Here is a 19,550-nt window from a genome sequence, read left to right on the forward strand (position 1 = left end):
CTCCGTGACTTGGGTACGTCCTAATCCCCCAAAGCAGCACGAAATTGAGTGTAGGACATAGCCTACTGACGCTGGTGAAAAAAAAGTTATGGATAACTTGGCTTTAGAGGCTTATGCCTTGTACAACGCGTTGCTTTTGGTACGAATTATTCAGTCTTCGAGAAAAATCTTTTATTTTAATGGTTTACCGCTAGTGCCAAAGTGATAGCTAACAAGTGTCCAGCAACATTTAGCGAATTATTCCGAGCTTCCTAATAGCGAAATGATTAGTTTTGACTGTTTGTCTATTACTGTTCCAAAAAAGTTACGCAAATCCACTCAAAGGGCCGGAGAAACCCTGAACGCCACAATGCCAGTACAAAACAGCGGTGTTTGCGGGCGCCGCTTTGAGGGACACTAGCGGCCTGTGCAAAACGGAGTTCCCCATGACGGCCAGTGCTGAGAAATTCACCCGCCAAACCTTGCTCGATGTGCAATCGCTGACCCCTAGTCTGTTCACCTTGCGCACAACCCGCGACTCCGGCTTTCGGTTCACGGCTGGCCAGTTTGTACGCCTGGGCGTTACCAAGGCCGATGGCAGTACCGTGTGGCGCGCTTATTCCCTGGTGTCTTCACCGTTTGATGAGCATCTGGACTTCTTCTCCATCGTCGTTCCGGGCGGCGAATTCACCAGCGAGCTGAGCCGCTTGCAGGTGGGCGATACCTTGATGGTGGAGCGCCAGGCCACGGGTTTCCTGACCCTGAACCGCTTTGTGGATGGGCGCGACTTGTGGCTGCTGGGCACCGGCACCGGGGTGGCGCCCTTCCTGTCGATCCTGCAGGACTTTGAAGTCTGGGAAAAATTCGAGCGCATCATCCTCGTGTACAGCGCACGGGAAGCCAAGGAGCTCGCGTATCAAACGCTGATCAAGTCGTTGGGCGAGCGTGAATACCTGGCTGAGTACGCGCACAAACTCACCTACATCCCGATTGTCACCCGTGAGCAGCACCCTGGCGCCTTGAATGGGCGGATCACCACACTGATCGAAAATGGCGAGCTTGAGCGTGCAGCCGGTGTCGAATTGACCCCGGAACATTCCCGCGTGCTGATTTGCGGCAACCCGCAGATGGTCGATGACACACGGCAATTGCTCAAGCAGCGCGGTATGAACCTGAGTTTGAGCCGGCGCCCCGGCCAGGTGGCGGTGGAAAACTACTGGTAATAAAAAAGGCGCCTCCAGCAGGCGCCTTTTTCTCAAGCCGGTCTTTACAGGCGCGGCTTGTCATTCTGTGCCTTGAGCAGATCGCGGATCTCGCCCAGCAACACTTCTTCCTTGGTCGGCGTCGGCGGCAGGCTGGGTGCCACGGCCTCCTCACGTTTCAGGCGGTTGATCGCCTTCACGCCCATGAAGATGGCGAACGCAATAATCACGAAGTCAATGATGCTCTGGATGAACTTGCCGTAGGCCAGTACCACCGCCGGAGCGTCACCTTGTGCCGCCTTGAGCGTTATCGCCAAATCGCCAAAGTCCACCCCCCCGATCAGCAGGCCGAGTGGCGGCATCACCACATCGCCTACAAACGAGGAAACAATTTTGCCGAAGGCGGCGCCGATGATAATACCGACGGCCATATCGACCACATTACCTTTGACCGCGAAGGCCTTGAACTCACTGATCACGCCCATAGGTTATTCCTTGTTACAGATGAGAAGGGTGGAGGTCAGTGTAAGTCAGTCGTAGAGGGCTTGCCCGTCACAACTGTTAACACTGTTGATTTTTATCGACACATTAAATCGCAAATAGTTTGCAAAGTGCCACCAATCGCGCGCGAAATAGCCGCCATTTCAGTGGCTTACCATCTTATTTTATTAATCGGGTTGGTACGGCTTTTCTATTTATCTTCCGGCGCTCGGGTCACTAGCCTCTGGCAAGCACAACTGAATGTGCATTAAAAAAACCAGAGGAAACCTCGATGAAGACCCCCATGAGTCGCAGGCCTGTATCCGCGCGAGTCGCGCTGGCTTTGGCCACCGCCAGCCTGCTGTCCCTCTCTGTGCAAGCCGCCAACCTGACCCGCGATAACGGCGCGGCGGTTGGCGACAACCAGAACTCGCAAACGGCCGGCGCCAACGGCCCGGTGCTGCTGCAAGATGTGCAACTGATCCAGAAACTGCAGCGCTTCGACCGCGAACGCATCCCGGAGCGTGTGGTGCACGCACGTGGCACCGGCGCTCACGGTACCTTCACGGTCACCGACTCGCTCAGCGACCTGACCAAGGCCAAGGTGTTCGCCGCTGGCGAAGCCACCCCGGTGTTCGTGCGCTTCTCGGCGGTGGTCCACGGCAACCATTCGCCGGAAACCTTGCGTGACCCACGCGGCTTTGCCACTAAGTTCTACACCGCCGAAGGTAACTGGGACTTGGTGGGCAACAACTTCCCGACCTTCTTTATCCGCGACGCCATCAAGTTCCCGGACATGGTCCATGCGTTCAAGCCAGACCCGCGCACTAACCTGGATGACGACTCGCGCCGTTTCGACTTCTTCTCCCATGTTCCGGAAGCCACTCGCACGCTCACCGAGTTGTATTCCGACTCCGGCACGCCAGCGAGTTACCGGGAAATGGACGGCAACGGCGTACATGCCTACAAGTTGATCAACGCCAAGGGTGAAGTGCACTACGTCAAGTTCCACTGGAAGAGCCTGCAAGGCATCAAGAACCTGGACCCCAAACAAGTCATCGACGTACAGGGGCGTGACTACAGCCATATGACCCATGACTTGGTCACCCATATCAACAAGGGCGACTTCCCCAAGTGGGACTTGTATGTGCAAGTGCTCAAGCCTGAGGACTTGGCCAAGTTCGACTTCGACCCCTTGGACGCCACCAAGATCTGGCCGAATGTGCCCGAGCGCAAAGTGGGGCAGATGGTCCTGAACCGCAACCCGGCGAATGTGTTCCAGGAAACCGAACAAGTGGCCATGGCCCCCGCCAACCTGGTGCCGGGCATCGAGCCGTCGGAAGACCGCCTGCTGCAAGGTCGGGTCTTTTCCTACGCCGACACCCAGATGTACCGCCTGGGTCCGAACGCCCTGCAACTGCCGATCAACGCTCCCCGGGTGACCGTCAACAACGGTAACCAGGATGGCGCGATGAACATTGGCAAGACCACCAGCGGCGTGAACTACCAGCCAAGTCGCCTGGAACCGCGGGAAGAACCGCAAACCGCGCGCTACAGCCAGACGCCGCTGTCGGGCAGCACCCAGCAGGCGAAGATCCAGCGTGAGCAGAACTTCAAGCAGGCCGGTGATCTTTACCGCAGCTACAGCAAGAAGGAGCGCCAGGACTTGATCGAAAACTTTGGCGGCTCGTTGGCCAGCACCGATGACGAGAGCAAGCACATCATCCTGTCGTTCCTCTACAAGGCGGACCCGGAATACGGCACCGGTGTGACCAAAGTGGCCAAGGGCGACCTGGCACGCGTGAAGGCGCTGGCCGAAAAACTCACCGACTAACCCCACACCCCTGTAGGAGCCGGCTTGCCGGCGATGGCGCCGTTGAAATATATGTAATCTTCAAGGGCCTCATCGCCGGCAAGCCGGCTCCTACAAAGGGCGTGTTTTACGGAGGATGTGTGATGCGAATCTTGATGGGCGCCGTGCTGGCTTGCCTGGCGTTCGGCGCATGGGCCGAGCCTGCCGACCCTGCGAAGCTCAAGGCACAACTGCAGGATTATTACTTCGACGCCGCCCGCCGTGGCGACCTCGACATGCTCAACACCTTTATCGAGTCCGGCTACAGCCTCAACACCCAAGACGACAAGGGCTACACCGCGCTGATCCTCGCCGCCTACCACGGCCAGGGTCCGTTCGTGGAGCGCTTGCTCAGCGCCGGCGCCGACGCCTGTGTGCAGGACAAGCGCGGCAACACCGCGCTGATGGGCGCGATCTTCAAGGGTGAGCTGAAAATCGCCCAGCGCCTGCTGGCCACCGACTGCAACCCCGACCAGCGCAACGGTGCCGGGCAGACCGCCGCCATGTACGCCGGGCTGTTCAAGCGGGTCGAGCTGCTCGATGCCCTCAAGGCCAAGGGCGCCGACCTGAATGCCGAAGACCCGATCGGCAACAGTGCTTCACGATTGGCCAGTGGTGAAATCCGGACCCCGGCGCCGCGCTGAGCTATCATCGCGGTTTTTCGGTTGGAGGTTCTCAAATGGCAAAGGCCAAGCGCATGTACGGCTGCACGGAGTGCGGCGCGACCTTTCCCAAGTGGGCCGGCCAGTGCACCGAGTGCGGTGCGTGGAACACCCTGACTGAAACCATGATCGAAAGCGGTGGCGCCGCGGCCCCCACCGGCCGTGCCGGTTGGACCGGGCAGCAGGCGCAGATCAAGACCCTGGCCGAAGTCAGCGTCGAAGAAATCCCGCGCTTCTCCACCGCTTCCGGTGAGCTGGACCGAGTGCTCGGCGGCGGCCTGGTGGACGGCTCGGTGGTGTTGATCGGCGGCGACCCGGGCATCGGCAAGTCGACCATCCTGCTGCAGACCCTGTGCAGCATCGCCAGCCGCATGCCGGCGCTGTACGTCACCGGTGAGGAATCCCAGCAACAAGTGGCCATGCGCGCCCGGCGCCTGGGCCTGCCCCAGGAACAGCTGCGGGTCATGACCGAAACCTGCATTGAAAGCATCATCGCCACGGCGCGCATCGAAAAGCCCAAGGTGATGGTGATCGACTCGATTCAGACGATTTTCACCGAACAACTGCAATCGGCGCCGGGCGGCGTGTCCCAGGTGCGCGAAAGTGCGGCGCTGCTGGTGCGCTATGCCAAGCAGAGTGGCACGGCGATCTTTCTGGTGGGCCATGTGACCAAAGAGGGTGCGCTGGCCGGGCCACGGGTGCTGGAGCATATGGTCGACACCGTGCTGTATTTCGAAGGCGAGTCCGATGGCCGCCTGCGCCTGTTGCGCGCGGTGAAGAACCGTTTCGGTGCAGTGAACGAGTTGGGCGTGTTTGCCATGACCGACCGGGGCTTGAAAGAAGTCTCCAACCCGTCGGCGATTTTTCTCACTCGTGCTCAGGAAGAAGTCCCGGGCAGTGTGGTGATGGCGACGTGGGAAGGCACCCGGCCAATGCTGGTGGAGGTGCAAGCCCTGGTCGATGACAGCCACTTGGCCAACCCACGCCGCGTGACGTTGGGCCTGGATCAGAATCGCCTGGCCATGCTGCTCGCGGTGTTGCACCGTCACGGCGGCATTCCGACCCACGATCAGGACGTGTTCCTTAACGTGGTCGGCGGGGTCAAGGTGCTGGAGACCGCATCCGACCTGGCGTTGATGGCGGCGGTCATGTCCAGTCTGCGCAACCGGCCGTTGCCTCACGACCTGCTGGTGTTTGGTGAGGTGGGCCTGTCGGGCGAAGTGCGCCCGGTGCCCAGTGGCCAGGAGCGCCTGAAGGAAGCGGCCAAGCACGGCTTCAAACGCGCGATCGTGCCCAAGGGCAACGCGCCGAAGGAGTCGCCGCCGGGCTTGCAGATCATTGCTGTCACGCGCCTGGAGCAGGCGTTGGATGCACTTTTTGAATAAACCAGGGAGGGATGCCATGCAACGTTCGAAATGCTGGGGCGCGCTCGCCCTGTTTGTGGCCTTGGCCGGGTTGCCCGCGTTGGCATGGGCTGAACTGCCAGCGGGTTACCGCCTGGCGCAAAAGCTGGCGACGGATGACGGCAGTGTCCTGCAGGTGCTGGAGGACCAGCGCATCAGCGCTCAACTGCACAAGGACAGTTGGGGCAACGGGCTCGATGAGGACTCCTTCGACGAGCCCGGCGACCTGGTGGAGAACCCGCTGCTGGAAGCCCAGGTGCGGCTGGTGTCGGCTTCCGGCGATGTGATCGCCCACGAAGACCTCGGCTACCCGCTGGCTGAACTCAAAAAGGCGCCGCTCAAGGGGTTGCCGCAACCTGTGTATTTTTTGACCATCGACCAGACCGCGCCCATGGGCAGCTACAGCGGCCCGGCCACGCAACTGCTGATGCCCGCCACACAACACCTCAAACCAATGGATTTCAAAGGCACCGATGGCAAGGTCAAGCCACTGACCCTGGCCCAGACCGGCAAGGCGGCGTGGCAAGCTGCGACGCCCGCCGCTGGCGGCGTGGATGAACTGCTGCAAGTGTCGTCCTTCATGGACGGTGACGGCGACGAAGACTTTGTCACCCGTTACACCACCTACCGTTTTGCCGACGGCCTGTGGCAGGCTGCGTCGACTCAGAAAGCCGGCTTCTGGGAGTCGGAAGGCGACTTCCCGGTGCGTACGGCGTTTCCCTGAAGGCTAAACCTCGAGCAATGCACCCAGTTCGCGGTGCAGCTCATCCTCATCGCCCAGGTTCAGTTCGACCAGCCGCTTCAGGTGGCTGATCGATTCCAAGTCAATTTCCTTGCACACAAAACCCAACTGCCCGTGATCGTCATGGGCCAGCTTTACCTGCATCTTGATATGCGCCTGTGGGTCCAGCCGGATATCCACGTCAAATAGGCGCTTGCCATTGCCTCGCCAGTCGTCAGGGCGCTCCACCAGCAACCCGTGCAGCGACAAGTCCACCAGTTGCACCGGCGAATTCCAGCTGTCCTGGGCAATGGTCGTCCTGGCATCAAAGGCGATACGTCGAAAACGGCGGCGGTCAGACGGTTGCTCGGTCATTGGTTAAACCCTCTGTGAATAGAAGGATTGTAGCCTTGCGCCATCACCCGGCTTTTATTTCTGCTTTTTTTGCGATGGCAAGGCTCTAGACCAACGTAGGGGGGTGGTCTTTGAAGCCAACAGCGCTAAACTCGGGATGGCTGTCCTTTCTGTCCACCCTGGCTGGAATATAAAAATGAAAAATAATAATAGCCTGCTACGCCACCTACCCTGGCTGGTGCTGGCAATCGTAGGAGCGTGCGCCCTGGGCGTAGTGGCCTTGCGCCGCGGCGAGGCGATCAACGCCTTGTGGATTGTGGTCGCTGCGGTGGCCATCTACCTGGTTGCATACCGCTACTACAGCCTGTTCATCGCGAATAACGTGATGCAACTCGATCCACGGCGGGCCACCCCCGCAGTGCTCAACAATGACGGTCTGGACTATGTGCCGACCAACAAACACATCCTTTTCGGTCACCACTTTGCGGCGATTGCCGGTGCAGGCCCGCTGGTCGGCCCGGTGCTGGCGGCGCAAATGGGCTACCTGCCCGGCACGCTCTGGCTGATTGCCGGCGTGGTGCTGGCCGGTGCGGTGCAGGACTTCATGGTCTTGTTCCTGTCCACTCGTCGCAACGGCCGTTCCCTGGGGGATATGGTCCGCGAAGAAATGGGGCGTATCCCGGGGACCATCGCGCTGTTCGGCTGCTTCCTGATCATGATCATCATCCTCGCGGTGCTGGCGCTGATCGTGGTCAAGGCCCTGGCCGAGAGCCCATGGGGCATCTTCACCGTGATGGCTACCATCCCGATCGCGATGTTCATGGGCGTGTACATGCGTTACGTCCGTCCGGGCCGCATCGGCGAGATCTCGATCATCGGCGTGCTGTTGCTGCTGGGTTCCATCTGGCTGGGCGGGCAGATTGCCGCCGACCCGGTCTGGGCCAAGGCCTTCACCTTCACGGGCATCCAGATCACCTGGATGCTGATCGGCTACGGTTTCGTCGCTGCGGTACTGCCGGTGTGGCTGATCCTGGCACCGCGTGACTACCTCTCCACCTTCCTCAAAATCGGCACCATCATCGCCCTGGCGATCGGCATCCTGGTCACCATGCCAGAGCTGAAAATGCCGGCCCTGACCCAATTCATCGACGGCACCGGCCCGGTGTGGAAGGGCGGCCTGTTCCCGTTCCTGTTCATCACCATTGCCTGTGGCGCGGTCTCGGGTTTCCACGCGCTGATCTCCTCGGGCACCACGCCCAAGTTGCTGGATAACGAAACCAACGCGCGCTACATCGGTTACGGCGGCATGTTGATGGAGTCGTTCGTGGCCATCATGGCGATGGTTGCCGCATCGGTGATCGAGCCTGGCGTGTACTTCGCCATGAACAGCCCGGCTGCCGTGGTGGGTAGCGATGTGGTGGCTGTGGCGCAAACTGTCAGCAGCTGGGGCTTCGCAATTACCCCGGAAGCCTTGACTGCGGTCGCCCATGACATCGGAGAAACCACGATCCTGGCCCGTGCCGGTGGTGCGCCGACCTTGGCAGTGGGGATCGCGCAGATCCTGCACAGCGTGTTGCCGGGTGAGAACACCATGGCGTTCTGGTACCACTTTGCGATCCTGTTCGAGGCGCTGTTCATCCTCACGGCAGTGGATGCGGGTACCCGTGCCGGTCGTTTCATGCTGCAAGACTTGCTGGGTTCCTTCGTTCCGGCGCTCAAACGTACCGAGTCCTGGACCGCCAACCTGATCGCGACCGCAGGCTGCGTGGCGATGTGGGGTTACCTGCTGTACCAAGGCGTGATCGACCCACTGGGTGGCATCAACACCTTGTGGCCGCTGTTCGGTATCTCCAACCAGATGCTGGCCGGTATCGCGCTGATGCTTGCCACCGTTGTGCTGATCAAAATGAAACGCCAGCGCTACATCTGGGTGACCATGCTGCCGGCCGTGTGGCTGCTGATCTGCACCACCACCGCGGGCTTCATCAAGCTGTTCGACGCCAACCCGGCGATCGGCTTCCTGTCGCTGGCGAAGAAGTACAGTGATGCATTGGCCAATGGTCAGATCCTCGCCCCGGCGAAGAGCATCGACCAGATGCAGCACGTGATCTGGAACGCCTACACCAACGCAACGCTGACGGCGCTGTTCCTGTTCGTGGTCTTCAGCATCCTGTTCTATGCGCTCAAGGTCGGTGTCGCCGCCTGGGGCAACAAGGAACGTACGGATAAAGAAGCCCCGTTCCAGGCCGTACCGGACGCATGATCGAGGATTGCAACCATGTTCAATGACATCAGTCGCCTCGGTAAATACCTCGGTCAGGCCGCGCGCCTGATGGTCGGCATGCCCGACTACGACACGTACGTCGAGCATATGCAAACCAAACACCCGGACAAACCGGTGATGGACTACAAGGCGTTCTTCCGGGAACGCCAGGAAGCCCGTTACGGTGGCAAGGGTGGGCCCAAGTGCTGCTGACCCGGTATTCGGGCTGGCGGTGATCCACTGTGGGAGCGGGCTTGCTCGCGAAGGCGGTCTGTCAGTTGATGTATGTGCTGACTGATAAACCGCCTTCGCGAGCAAGCCCGCTCCCACATTTGTTTTGTGTTCCTTCAGTTATAAGGAGAACTGCTTTTGTCCTCTCCCATCCCCGTCACAGTCCTCAGCGGCTTTCTCGGCGCCGGCAAGACCACCTTGCTGCGCCACCTGCTCAAGGCCGAGCACGGTTTGAAAATCGCCGTGATCGAAAACGAATTCAGTGACGCCGGTATCGACACCCAGCTATTGGGCGCCGAGCCGGTGCAAGTCATGACCCTGTCCAACGGCTGCGTGTGCTGCACCATCCACACCGACCTGACCAAAGCCCTGTACCTGCTGCTCGAACGCCTGGACAGCGGCGAAATCGCCTTCGACCGCCTGGTGATCGAGTGCACCGGCCTGGCCGACCCAGCGCCCGTGGCCCAGACCTTTTTCATCGATGAAGAGCTGCGCGAGCGCTACATCCTCGACGGCATCATCACCCTGGTGGACGCGGCTCACGCCGAGCATCATCTGACCCAGACCATCGCCCAGGCCCAGATCGGCTTTGCCGACCGCCTGCTGGTGAGCAAACGTGACCTGGTAGACGAAGCCACCTTCGACGCCCTCAGCCAGCGTCTCACCCGTATCAACCGCCGTGCGCCGATTCGTGTGGTCGACCACGGCAACATCGACCTGGCCGAGCTGCTCGATGTGCGCGGCTTCAACCTCAACGCCGGCATGAGCCTGCGCCCGGTGAGTGCTGCGCCGTCCATCGACCGCATCTCCAGCCTGGTGCTGCGCACTGACCAGCCGCTGGATATCGACCGCCTCAGCGAGTTCATGAACGCGTTGCTGGAAGACCATGGCAAGCAACTGCTGCGCTACAAGGGCGTGCTGAACATCGTTGGGGAAGACCGGCGACTGGTGTTCCAGGGCGTGCTCAAGCTCTACGGTTTCGATTGGGACACCGAGTGGGCCGAGGACGAAGCGCGTGAAAGCGTGATCGTATTCATTGCCGATGAACTGCCCGAAGACAAGATCCGCCAAGGTTTCCAGCAGCTGTACCAGCCGGAATAAACTGCCCACGCGAGCTGTTATCTCATCAGGCAGGTGAGATCGCAGAGGCAGACCCATGGTGAAAGTGGCACGGATCAACGCAGGCATTGGGGGCAGTGCCAATGCCGGCTAATTATGTTTCCTGGAAAACCCCGATCGGCATGAAAGTGCACCGGGTCGCCAAGTTCAAACAGCGCTCGGCATTGAGTAATAACGCCGCGATCAAGGAGATGCCCGGCGTGCAGAACGGCGCCTGCATCGGGCTGGCGTTTGCGTGGTTGCGGCGCAGGCTGCAGCAACCGTCGGAGACGCCGCAGCGGCGCATACAGTACCTGGGGCAGGAAGACACGCTGTACAAGGTCGATGTGGATTGCAGCTCCTTCAATCGCTGCTACTACAGGTCCGCCCGTGGCATCGAACGAATTGTCGCGGCAGCGCCCAATATCTGCGGCATGTCGAGCCGTTCGGCCATCGAAGCGAGCGGGCTGACGGGCTTGGAGGTATTGGCCAGTCATCTCGACGAGACACTGCCGGGCTATTACCTGTGGGAATGCACCTTTACCGAGGGCGTCACGTCCCACGCTTTTGCCTTGTACGCCGACGGCAGCGGGATGAGTTTTTTCGACCCCAACTCGGGCGAGTACCGTATCGGGTCGAAGGGCAAGCTGGCCTTTTTCAAGCAGCTGTATAACCACTACCGGCATTACGTGTCGATGAAAGGCGTCAAGGCCGACCTTCAATTCGACAAGCTGTACCTGATTCAGCTGGGACGCCTGTAGTCGGGCACCCTGTTGGCCTGCTCATCAAGCCGAAGCCCAGGCCGTCGGAATAAACCGCGATCACCGACTGTTATTTCAACAGGCACGTTCAGACGTCGGAGATCGACCCCATGGCCACGGCAGCACAGATCCAAGCGGGCAGAAAGAGTGACGGCAAACTGGCCCAGACCTACCGGGCCAAGACCGGCATGATGACCTTCACCTACCAGGCCTATACCGGGCCTGGCGCGGCGATGATGAGCATCGGCAGCGAAAACGGTGACCCGCTCGCCCAGTTGAAACGCACCGCCATCGACAAGGCCCTGCAAGTGCTGGCGGCCAAGGGCTTCAGCCTGCCGCCGATCACCTTCCTCTGCTCGGCCACCGAGGGCGTGCCGTGCATTGCCTGCATGGGTAACCTGCGCGGCGGCCCCGAATACACCGTCTTCATGGGCCCCAAGACCGGGCAGCACAACCCGCAGATCCAGCTCAACGGCATTGAAGGTGGCTTGGGCAAGGACCCGGGAAGGGGCGTCGCCGACCAGGTGTACGACGGCACCCAGCGTTGGTTCGGCGACCCGAAGATGCATGGGCATGCCGCGACCGTGGTGATCCACGAAATCGGCCATATCCTTCACGAGATGAATCAGCCCGAGACGTTCTGGACCTTCAAGCTCGGTGCGCAAGACCCGTCGATCACGCTCAAGGCGGCCAACAACGGTACGGCGGTGAGCATGTACGCCATGACCAACCCGCTGGAGTTCGTGGCGGAAACCTTTGCCGCCCACCTGTCGGGCAAGTCTTTTGATAGCGGTGTGAGCAACTTCTACCGTGAGATAGGCGGTGCGCTGCCACCTTCGGGCAGCTTTTAAACGGGCAAAAAAAAGCGCCGACGTTGCCGTCAGCGCTTTTTTTCAAGCGACTGCAATCAGGCGCCGTAGACCGGCAGCTTTTTGCAGATGGCCTTGACCTTCTCACGGACCGCGTCGATCACGGCTTCGTTGTTCAGGTCTGCCAGGATGTCGCAGATCCAGCCGGCCAGTTCCTTGCACTCTGCTTCCTTGAAGCCACGAGTGGTCACAGCCGGGGTGCCGAAGCGCAGGCCGGAGGTGACGAACGGGGAACGTGGGTCGTTTGGCACGGAGTTCTTGTTCACGGTGATGAAGGCTTTGCCCAGGGCAGCGTCAGCATCTTTACCGGAGATGTCCTGCTTGATCAGCGACAGCAGGAACAGGTGGTTCTCGGTACCGCCAGACACTACGTCAAAGCCGCGCTCGATGAACACGCTGGCCATGGCCTGGGCGTTCTTGACCACTTGTTGCTGGTAGGTCTTGAACTCAGGCTGCAGCGCTTCCTTGAAGCAGATCGCTTTAGCAGCGATCACATGCTCCAGCGGGCCACCTTGGGCGCCTGGGAATACGGCAGAGTTCAGCTTCTTCTCGATGTCGGCGTTGGCGCGAGCCAGGATCAGGCCGCCACGTGGACCGCGCAGGGTCTTGTGGGTGGTGGTGGTCACGACGTCAGCGAAAGGCACCGGGTTCGGGTAGACGCCCGCAGCCACCAGGCCGGCTACGTGAGCCATGTCGACGAACAGGTAGGCGCCGACTTTGTCAGCGATAGCGCGGAAGCGTGGGAAGTCCAGGATCTGCGAGTAGGCAGAGAAACCGGCCACGATCATTTTTGGCTTGTGCTCGACCGCCAGGCGCTCGACTTCGTCGTAGTCGATCAGGCCGTTGGCATCGATACCGTACTGGACGGCGTTGTACAGCTTGCCGGAGGAGGAAACGCTGGCGCCGTGGGTCAGGTGACCACCGTGGGCCAGGCTCATGCCCAGGATGGTGTCGCCGCCTTGCAGCAGGGCCAGGTACACGGCGCTGTTGGCTTGGGAACCGGCGTGCGGCTGGACGTTGGCGTAGTCGGCGCCGAACAGCTCTTTGGCGCGGTCGATGGCCAGTTGCTCAACCACGTCGACGTACTCGCAACCGCCGTAGTAGCGCTTGCCTGGGTAACCTTCGGCGTACTTGTTGGTCAAGACCGAACCTTGAGCCTCCATCACCGCTGGGCTGGTGTAGTTTTCCGAAGCGATCAGCTCAATGTGCTCTTCCTGGCGCACGGCTTCTTGCTCCATGGCGGCAAAGAGATCGGCGTCGTACTTGGCAATAGTCAAATCACGGCTGAACATGGCGGTCCTCAAGGATCGGGGGCAGAAAAGGAGGGCATTCTAACCCAATGGGTTTTAGATGGCATATGAAAGGACATCATGTCGCGGACAAGTGGGGTTCACTTAGGGATGAGTGGTGCCTGTGAGGGCCCCTTCGCGAGCAAGCCCGCTCCCACACTTGACCGAGTTCCATCTTTGAAATGCGGTCGAGTGTGGGAGCGGGCTTGCTCGCGAAGAGGCCAGTGGCCTCACTACACAGTCTCAATCGAACATGAACAGCGCATCATTGCTGAACTGCGCCTCGAACCGATTCGCCGGCATCGGCCGCCCGAACAGGTAGCCCTGAACCTCATCGCACCCATGCTCACGCAGGAAGTCGAGTTGTTCGTGGGTTTCCACACCTTCGGCGATCACCGCTAGGTTGAGGCTGTGGGCCATGGCGATAATGGCGCGGGCGATCTGCGCGTCCTGCTCGCCGGACGGCAGGCCGTCGACGAAGGTGCGGTCGATCTTCAGCACGTCGATGGGGAATTGCTTGAGGTAGTTGAGCGACGAATAACCGGTGCCGAAGTCGTCGACCGCGATGCTCAGGCCCAGGTTTTTCAGGCTGTCGAGGATCTGCATCGCTTCGTTGACTTCACGCATCAGGATACTTTCGGTCAGCTCCAGCTCCAGGCACGCCGGTGGCAGGCCGGTGTCCTTGAGGATGGTGGCAATGCGCTCACCCAACTGGCCGTCCGAAAACTGCCGCGCGGAGATGTTCACCGACACTTTCGGCACGCGCACCTTGTTCTGGTGCCAGGTCTTGAGCTGGCGGCAGGCTTCGCTGAGCACCCAGTCGCCCACGTCCACCACCAGCCCCAACTCTTCCAGCACCGGGATGAAGTCCCCTGGCGGCACCAGGCCGCGACGCGGGTGGCGCCAGCGCAGCAAGGCTTCGGCGCCGGTCAGGCGTTTGCCGTCGCCGCTGAACTGCGGTTGGTAATAGAGCACGAATTCGTTCTGGTCCAGGGCGTGGCGCAGGTCGCTTTCCAGCTCCAGGCGCTCCAGGGCGCTGGCGTTCATGTCGGCCTGGTAGAACTGGAAGTTGTTCTTGCCGCGTTCCTTGGCGTGATACATCGCCGTGTCGGCGTTTTTCATCAGTTGGCTGAGCTCGTTGCCGTCCTGGGGGCTCAAGGCGATGCCGATACTGGCCGTCACAAAGAACTCACGGCCTTCGAGCACGAAGGGCTTCACCAGGCTGGCCAGGATCTGCTCGGCCACGTGGATCGCCCGGTTCAGCGCCATTTCGCGGCTGACCCGCGGTTGCAGGAGCAGGGTGAACTCGTCGCCGCCCATGCGCGCCACGGTGTCGTCTTCGGCCACGCAGCCCAACAGGCGGGTGGCCATTTCCTTGAGCATGCGGTCGCCGGCGGCGTGGCCCAGGGAGTCGTTGATCGGCTTGAAGCGGTCGAGGTCGAGGAACATCAGCACCACCCACGACTTTTGCCGCTCGGCCGATTGCAGCGCGGTGTGCAGGCGGTCCTGGAACAGCGTGCGGTTGGGCAGGTGGGTCAGGGCGTCGTAGTAGGCCAGGCGGTGGATGCGCTGCTCGCTGGCCTTGCGCTCGCTGATATCGCTGAAGAAACACACATAGCTGGCCAGGTCGCCTTCATCGTCGAACACGGCGGTAATGCCGACCCAGGCCGGGTAGTGCTCACCGTTGCGGCGCTTGAGCCACACTTCGCCTTCCCAGGTGCTGTGCTGGTGCAACTGTTTGAGCACATAACGCAGGTGGGCTTCCTGTTGCTCGTCGACGGTGAGCATGTTGGGCAACTGGTCGAGCACATCGCTCACCGCATACCCGCTGACCCGGCTGAACGCTTCGTTGGCCTGCACGATATAGCCGGCCGGGTCGGTGATCAGGATCGCCGAGGTGGAGTGCTCGAATACTGTGGCCGCCATGCGCAGGTCTTTCTCGGCGCGGCGTTGTTGGCTGATGTCGCGGCCGACGCCGAGGATGCCTTCAAATGCACCGTGCTCGTCCCACACCAGCACCAGGCGCAGTTCGATCGGCACCTTGCGGCCATCGGCGCGCAGGCAGTCGAACAGGAACAGTTGGGTTTGCACTTCGTCGCGCAGCTGGTTCAGCGCTGCGGTATCGCCCAGTGCGCGGCTGACCCGCTCCACCAGGCTATAAATGCCGCTCAGTTGCTGCGGGTTGGCGATGATCGACTGCCAGCCGTTCTTGAACACCCAGTCCACGTCATAACCCAGCACCGCACTGACCGACGGGCTGATGTAGTTGAGGGCCAACTGGCTGTCCGTGGAGCAGATCACGTCGCTGATGCTTTCGGCCAGCATACGGTAGCGCTGTTCGCTGTCACGCAGGGATTCGCTGGCTTCGATCTGGTCGGTCACGTCCTTGGCCACGCCGATGATCCGCGTGACCACGGCGGTCTTGTCCCGGGCCAGGGCCTGTTCGCGGATCTCGAAGCGACGCCACTGGTTGTTGCGGTGGCGAAAGCGCAACTGGCATTGCAATTGGGTGCTGTAGCCGGCCTGGCGCTGCTGCTGGCGCAGGTCGTGGTAATGCTCGGCGTCTTCGGGGTGCAGCAGGATCTCCCAGAAGTACTCGCCCATTTGCTGCAGTTCGGCCTTGTTGTAGCCGAGGGTGTGGCCCAGGTGGTGGTTGCTGAAAATCATGCGCTGGCTGATCACGTCCTGCACATACAGGTGGTCAGGCACGGTGCGCACCACGTCCGACCAGAAGCTCTCGCGCTCCACCAGCGACAGCTCGATCAGCTTGCGGCTGGTGATGTCGCTGATGCTGAGGATCACCGCCTTGAAGTCATCCTGCTGCTCCGGCAGGCGCATCACCAGCCACAGGTACTGTTCGTTGCCGGCGACATCGTTGAGCTGGATTTCCAGTTCCAACTGCTTCTGCTGGGTCAGCACCGCCTCGAGCACCTGGTAGCCGATGGCCGTGGCGTTGCGCGGGCAATCGTCGATCAGGCGCTCCCACGCCTCTTCGCACGAGCCTACGTTGAGCAGGCGCACCGCCACCTGGTTGACCTCGGTGATGCGCAGTTCCTTGAGCAGTTGCTGGCGCTCGGCGGGGTTGTCCTGCAGCCAGTCGTGCAATTGCTCGCGGCTGTGCAACTGCGCCCTGTCGAAGAACGCATTGAGCCCCGACAGGTCGAGCACGCACAGGGCCACGCCGGTGCCTTCGAAAATATCCTGGTAGCGCCGCCGGCCTTCATGCACCTGGCGCTGGCGGCGGCGCATGTTCAGCAGCACGATCACCGGGATCAGGGAGAACGCCAGGCCCAGCAGGCATTTGCCAATAAACGCTGGCAGCAGTTGCTCAAGCACCGCCGTGCGGTCGAACAGGCCGCGCAGTTGCCAATCGCTTTTGCTCAGGGGGGTGACCAGCACGCTCTTGTTCAATTCGTCCGGGGTGAGGGCGGAGGCCCATTGCGCCGGCATGCCGCTGTCACGGGCGACCACGCGATGGTTCACGCGGTTCTCGATGGCCCACACCGGGCGCTGACCCTGGCCGTCCTGGCGGGTGAGGTTGGTCAGGTAACTGGGTGCCAGGCGCAGCGCCCAGTACATCCGCGAACCGCCGCTGGGTTGGTGCAGCAGCAGATAGATGATGGTGCCGTCGTTGTTGTTGCTCAGGTAATAAGGCTGGGAGTGGCTGCGTTGCACCAACTCTTCCAGCCAGGCGCCGTCCTGGCTGTCCTTGGCGCTGTCGCTGATCATCGCACCGCTGGGGGCCAGCAGGGCGACGCTGCGCAGCTCCGGCAACGAGCGTTGCAGGGTGCGCATCAGGGCCTGTTGCTGTTCATCGTTGCGCGGCGGCTCGACCATCGGGAGCAGGTTCAGCGCGATCTTTGCGCTCAGGGCCATGTTCAGGCTGATCTGTTCAGCCAGGTCGGCGCTGTAGTCGATGGTGTATTGCTGCTGGTTTTTCTGGTTTTGCTGCAACTGGTCCAGCAGTTGCCAGAACAACAGTGCGAGCAACATGAGGACAAGCGTCGCCAATGCGCCTTTGAGGGTGCCGTGCAGGGGCGCTCCCGGCGCTATATGAGCGGCGCGCAGGGGAGTTGGCGGCGTGACTTTGGACAAGCTGTGATCCTGCGGTTTGGCTGGACTGGCGCGCGACGTGCACTATAAGCCGGACGCCCGGAGGGCGGCTAGCATGCCTTGACTTGTGGCAAAGTGCCAGCCCTTGCCTGGCTGGACTGACCAAGCGCATTCAGGTAGCTTTGCCGGTTACGCGGGGCGTTCCAGCCCCAGACATTCAGGCTTTTTCCGCACGCAGGCATTGATCACCGTCAACGGCCCGCGCGGCGCATGGCCTGCACGGGCTCCGCTCGCTCAATTCATCAGTCACTGACGCTAGGTTTACCATGGCTCAATACGTCTTCACCATGCATCGGCTGGGAAAAGTTGTTCCGCCGAAGCGGGAAATCCTGAAAAACATTTCGCTGTCCTTCTTCCCGGGCGCCAAGATCGGCGTACTCGGCCTCAACGGTTCGGGTAAGTCCACGCTGCTGAAAATCATGGCGGGTGTCGACACCGAGTTCGAAGGCGAAGCCCGCCCGATGCCGGACCTGAACATCGGCTACCTGCCGCAGGAGCCGCAGCTGGACCCGTCCAAGACTGTGCGTGAAGTGGTCGAAGAGGCCGTCAGCGTGATCAAGGACGCCCAGGCGCGCTTGGACGAGGTCTATGCCGCCTACGCCGAGCCGGATGCCGACTTCGACAAGCTGGCCGCCGAACAGGCCAAGCTGGAAGCCATCCTGCAGGCCGGCGACGGTCACAACCTGGAGCGCCAGCTGGAAGTCGCCGCCGACGCGCTGCGCCTGCCGGCGTGGGATGCCAAGGTCGAACACCTGTCCGGTGGTGAGAAGCGCCGTGTGGCTCTGTGCCGCCTGCTGCTGTCGGCGCCCGACATGCTGCTGCTCGACGAACCGACCAACCACTTGGACGCCGATTCCGTCGCCTGGCTGGAACATTTCCTTCACGATTTCCCGGGCACCGTGGTTGCGATCACGCACGACCGTTACTTCCTGGACAACGTCGCCGGCTGGATCCTCGAGCTCGACCGCGGCGCCGGTATCCCTTACGAGGGCAACTACTCCGGCTGGTTGGAAGCCAAGTCCGACCGTCTGGCCCAGGAGTCCAAGCAGCAATCTGCTCACGAAAAGGCCATGAAGGAAGAACTGGAGTGGGTGCGCAAAGGCGCCAAGGCCCGCCAGTCCAAATCCAAGGCGCGTCTGCAGCGCTTTGAAGAAATGCAGTCCCAGGAATTCCAGAAGCGTTCGGAAACCAACGAGATCTACATTCCGGCCGGTCCGCGCCTGGGTGACAAGGTCATCGAATTCAAGAACGTCACCAAGGGCTATGGCGACCGCGTGCTGATCGACAACCTGTCGTTCTCCATGCCAAAAGGCGCGATCGTCGGCGTTATCGGTGGTAACGGTGCGGGTAAATCCACACTGTTCCGCATGCTGATGGGCAAGGAAACCCCGGATTCGGGCACCATCGAAGTCGGCGAAACCGTGCAGCTTGCTTGCGTTGATCAGAGCCGCGAGGACCTGGACGGCAGCAAGACGGTGTTCCAGCAGATTTCCGACGGCTCCGACCAGATCCGCATCGGCAACTATGAAATCCCGTCGCGCACCTACGTGGGTCGCTTCAACTTCAAGGGCGGCGACCAGCAGAAGTTCGTCAAGGACCTGTCCGGTGGTGAGCGCGGTCGCTTGCACCTGGCCCTGACCCTGAAAGAAGGCGGCAACGTGTTGCTGCTCGACGAACCGTCCAACGACCTTGACGTTGAAACCCTGCGTTCCCTGGAAGAAGCCCTGCTGGACTTCCCGGGCGCCGCCATTGTGATCTCTCACGATCGCTGGTTCCTTGACCGCGTCGCGACCCACATCCTGGCGTACGAAGACGATTCCCAAGCGGTGTTCTTCGAAGGCAACTACACCGAGTACGAAGCCGATCGCAAGAAGCGCCTGGGCGAAGCCGCTGCCCAGCCGCACCGTGTGCGTCACAAGAAACTGGCCTGATTCGGGTCTGTGGTTTGAAAAAGCGGAGCCTTCGGGCTCCGTTTTTTTTTGCATTTTTTCAGGTGGACCGAGGTGGGTTTATCGCAGGCAAGCCAGCTCCCACATTCGGCCGCATTCCAACAGTAGAAATCGATCAAATGTGGGAGCTGGCTCGCCTGCGAAGACAATTTACAGGCTGGTGCATGCCTAGGGTTGGCAATCCCTTTTAAGGTGCACAAAAGTCCTGTTTTCCTGATTTATTTATATCTAATGCACCATTTAAATTCACAAAGGCGACATTTTGCCCTTTTCAGGTGCGACATGAGTTGCTAAGGTCCGGCTCAATCTCATTTAAAAACAATC

Annotated in this window: 15 protein-coding genes; 11 read left to right on the plus strand and 4 right to left on the minus strand. The window is 60.8% G+C overall.

Annotated features, from left to right (window positions below; translation table 11 throughout):
- Nucleotides 1-425 precede the first annotated feature (425 nt).
- Nucleotides 426-1,202 (plus strand): ferredoxin--NADP reductase, encoded by a 777-nt coding sequence (locus M2394_RS26610; protein WP_259175141.1) that lies wholly within the window; start codon nucleotides 426-428, stop codon nucleotides 1,200-1,202.
- Nucleotides 1,203-1,246: 44 nt separating this feature from the next.
- Here the strand turns inward: M2394_RS26610 and mscL are convergent, their stop codons facing one another.
- A complete protein-coding gene (gene mscL, locus M2394_RS26615) occupies nucleotides 1,247-1,666 on the minus strand; it encodes a large-conductance mechanosensitive channel protein MscL (protein WP_178919494.1) in 420 nt (139 codons plus the stop codon).
- Nucleotides 1,667-1,953: 287 nt separating this feature from the next.
- Here mscL and katB point away from each other — a divergent pair, with 287 nt between their 5' ends.
- From katB to M2394_RS26635, 4 genes are all read left to right on the plus strand, one after another.
- Nucleotides 1,954-3,495 (plus strand): catalase KatB, encoded by a 1,542-nt coding sequence (gene katB, locus M2394_RS26620; protein WP_259175142.1) that lies wholly within the window; start codon nucleotides 1,954-1,956, stop codon nucleotides 3,493-3,495.
- Nucleotides 3,496-3,617: 122 nt separating this feature from the next.
- A complete protein-coding gene (locus M2394_RS26625) occupies nucleotides 3,618-4,157 on the plus strand; it encodes an ankyrin repeat domain-containing protein (protein ID WP_178919498.1) in 540 nt (179 codons plus the stop codon).
- A 35-nt stretch (nucleotides 4,158-4,192) separates the two neighbouring features.
- Entirely contained in the window at nucleotides 4,193-5,560 is a 1,368-nt protein-coding gene (radA, locus tag M2394_RS26630; RefSeq protein ID WP_259175143.1) for a DNA repair protein RadA, read from the plus strand.
- 16 nt (nucleotides 5,561-5,576) lie between these two features.
- Complete coding sequence (locus M2394_RS26635) at nucleotides 5,577-6,302, plus strand: hypothetical protein (RefSeq protein WP_259175144.1); 726 nt, start codon at nucleotides 5,577-5,579, stop codon at nucleotides 6,300-6,302.
- A gap of 3 nt (nucleotides 6,303-6,305) precedes the next feature.
- Here M2394_RS26635 and M2394_RS26640 read toward each other — a convergent pair whose 3' ends face one another.
- Nucleotides 6,306-6,674 carry a PilZ domain-containing protein gene (locus tag M2394_RS26640; RefSeq protein WP_178919502.1) on the minus strand — a complete coding sequence of 123 codons (369 nt, stop codon included), beginning with the start codon at nucleotides 6,672-6,674 and terminating at the stop codon, nucleotides 6,306-6,308.
- Nucleotides 6,675-6,849: 175 nt separating this feature from the next.
- On the opposite strand from M2394_RS26640, the gene M2394_RS26645 reads away from it, so the two are divergent.
- The 5 genes from M2394_RS26645 to M2394_RS26665 all read left to right on the plus strand — a co-directional run bounded on the left by M2394_RS26645 (nucleotide 6,850) and on the right by M2394_RS26665 (nucleotide 11,857).
- The gene (locus M2394_RS26645; RefSeq protein ID WP_178919504.1) at nucleotides 6,850-8,916 is read left to right on the plus strand and encodes a carbon starvation CstA family protein; all 2,067 of its coding nucleotides are present in this window, start codon (nucleotides 6,850-6,852) and stop codon (nucleotides 8,914-8,916) included.
- A gap of 15 nt (nucleotides 8,917-8,931) precedes the next feature.
- Entirely contained in the window at nucleotides 8,932-9,129 is a 198-nt protein-coding gene (locus tag M2394_RS26650) for a YbdD/YjiX family protein (RefSeq protein ID WP_003194308.1), read from the plus strand.
- 156 nt (nucleotides 9,130-9,285) lie between these two features.
- Nucleotides 9,286-10,248, plus strand: a complete 963-nt coding sequence (gene yjiA / locus M2394_RS26655; protein WP_259175145.1) for a GTPase — start codon at nucleotides 9,286-9,288, stop codon at nucleotides 10,246-10,248.
- A 101-nt stretch (nucleotides 10,249-10,349) separates the two neighbouring features.
- A complete protein-coding gene (locus M2394_RS26660; RefSeq protein WP_256732816.1) occupies nucleotides 10,350-11,006 on the plus strand; it encodes a YopT-type cysteine protease domain-containing protein in 657 nt (218 codons plus the stop codon).
- A 110-nt stretch (nucleotides 11,007-11,116) separates the two neighbouring features.
- Nucleotides 11,117-11,857 (plus strand): hypothetical protein, encoded by a 741-nt coding sequence (locus M2394_RS26665; protein ID WP_259175147.1) that lies wholly within the window; start codon nucleotides 11,117-11,119, stop codon nucleotides 11,855-11,857.
- Nucleotides 11,858-11,913: 56 nt separating this feature from the next.
- Here M2394_RS26665 and glyA read toward each other — a convergent pair whose 3' ends face one another.
- Together glyA and M2394_RS26675 are read right to left on the minus strand one after the other, a co-directional pair.
- Nucleotides 11,914-13,167: a serine hydroxymethyltransferase gene (glyA, locus tag M2394_RS26670; protein ID WP_058427701.1), complete on the minus strand. Its 1,254-nt coding sequence runs from the start codon at nucleotides 13,165-13,167 to the stop codon at nucleotides 11,914-11,916.
- A gap of 240 nt (nucleotides 13,168-13,407) precedes the next feature.
- On the minus strand, nucleotides 13,408-17,259 hold the full coding sequence (locus M2394_RS26675) for a bifunctional diguanylate cyclase/phosphodiesterase (protein WP_178919510.1): 3,852 nt from the start codon (nucleotides 17,257-17,259) through the stop codon (nucleotides 13,408-13,410).
- Between the two features lie 284 nt (nucleotides 17,260-17,543).
- On the opposite strand from M2394_RS26675, the gene ettA reads away from it, so the two are divergent.
- A complete protein-coding gene (ettA, locus tag M2394_RS26680; RefSeq protein WP_178919511.1) occupies nucleotides 17,544-19,208 on the plus strand; it encodes an energy-dependent translational throttle protein EttA in 1,665 nt (554 codons plus the stop codon).
- The last annotated feature ends 342 nt before the right edge of the window (nucleotides 19,209-19,550 follow it).

It is taken from the genome of Pseudomonas sp. BIGb0164, assembly GCF_024810135.1.
Lineage (GTDB): Bacteria > Pseudomonadota > Gammaproteobacteria > Pseudomonadales > Pseudomonadaceae > Aquipseudomonas.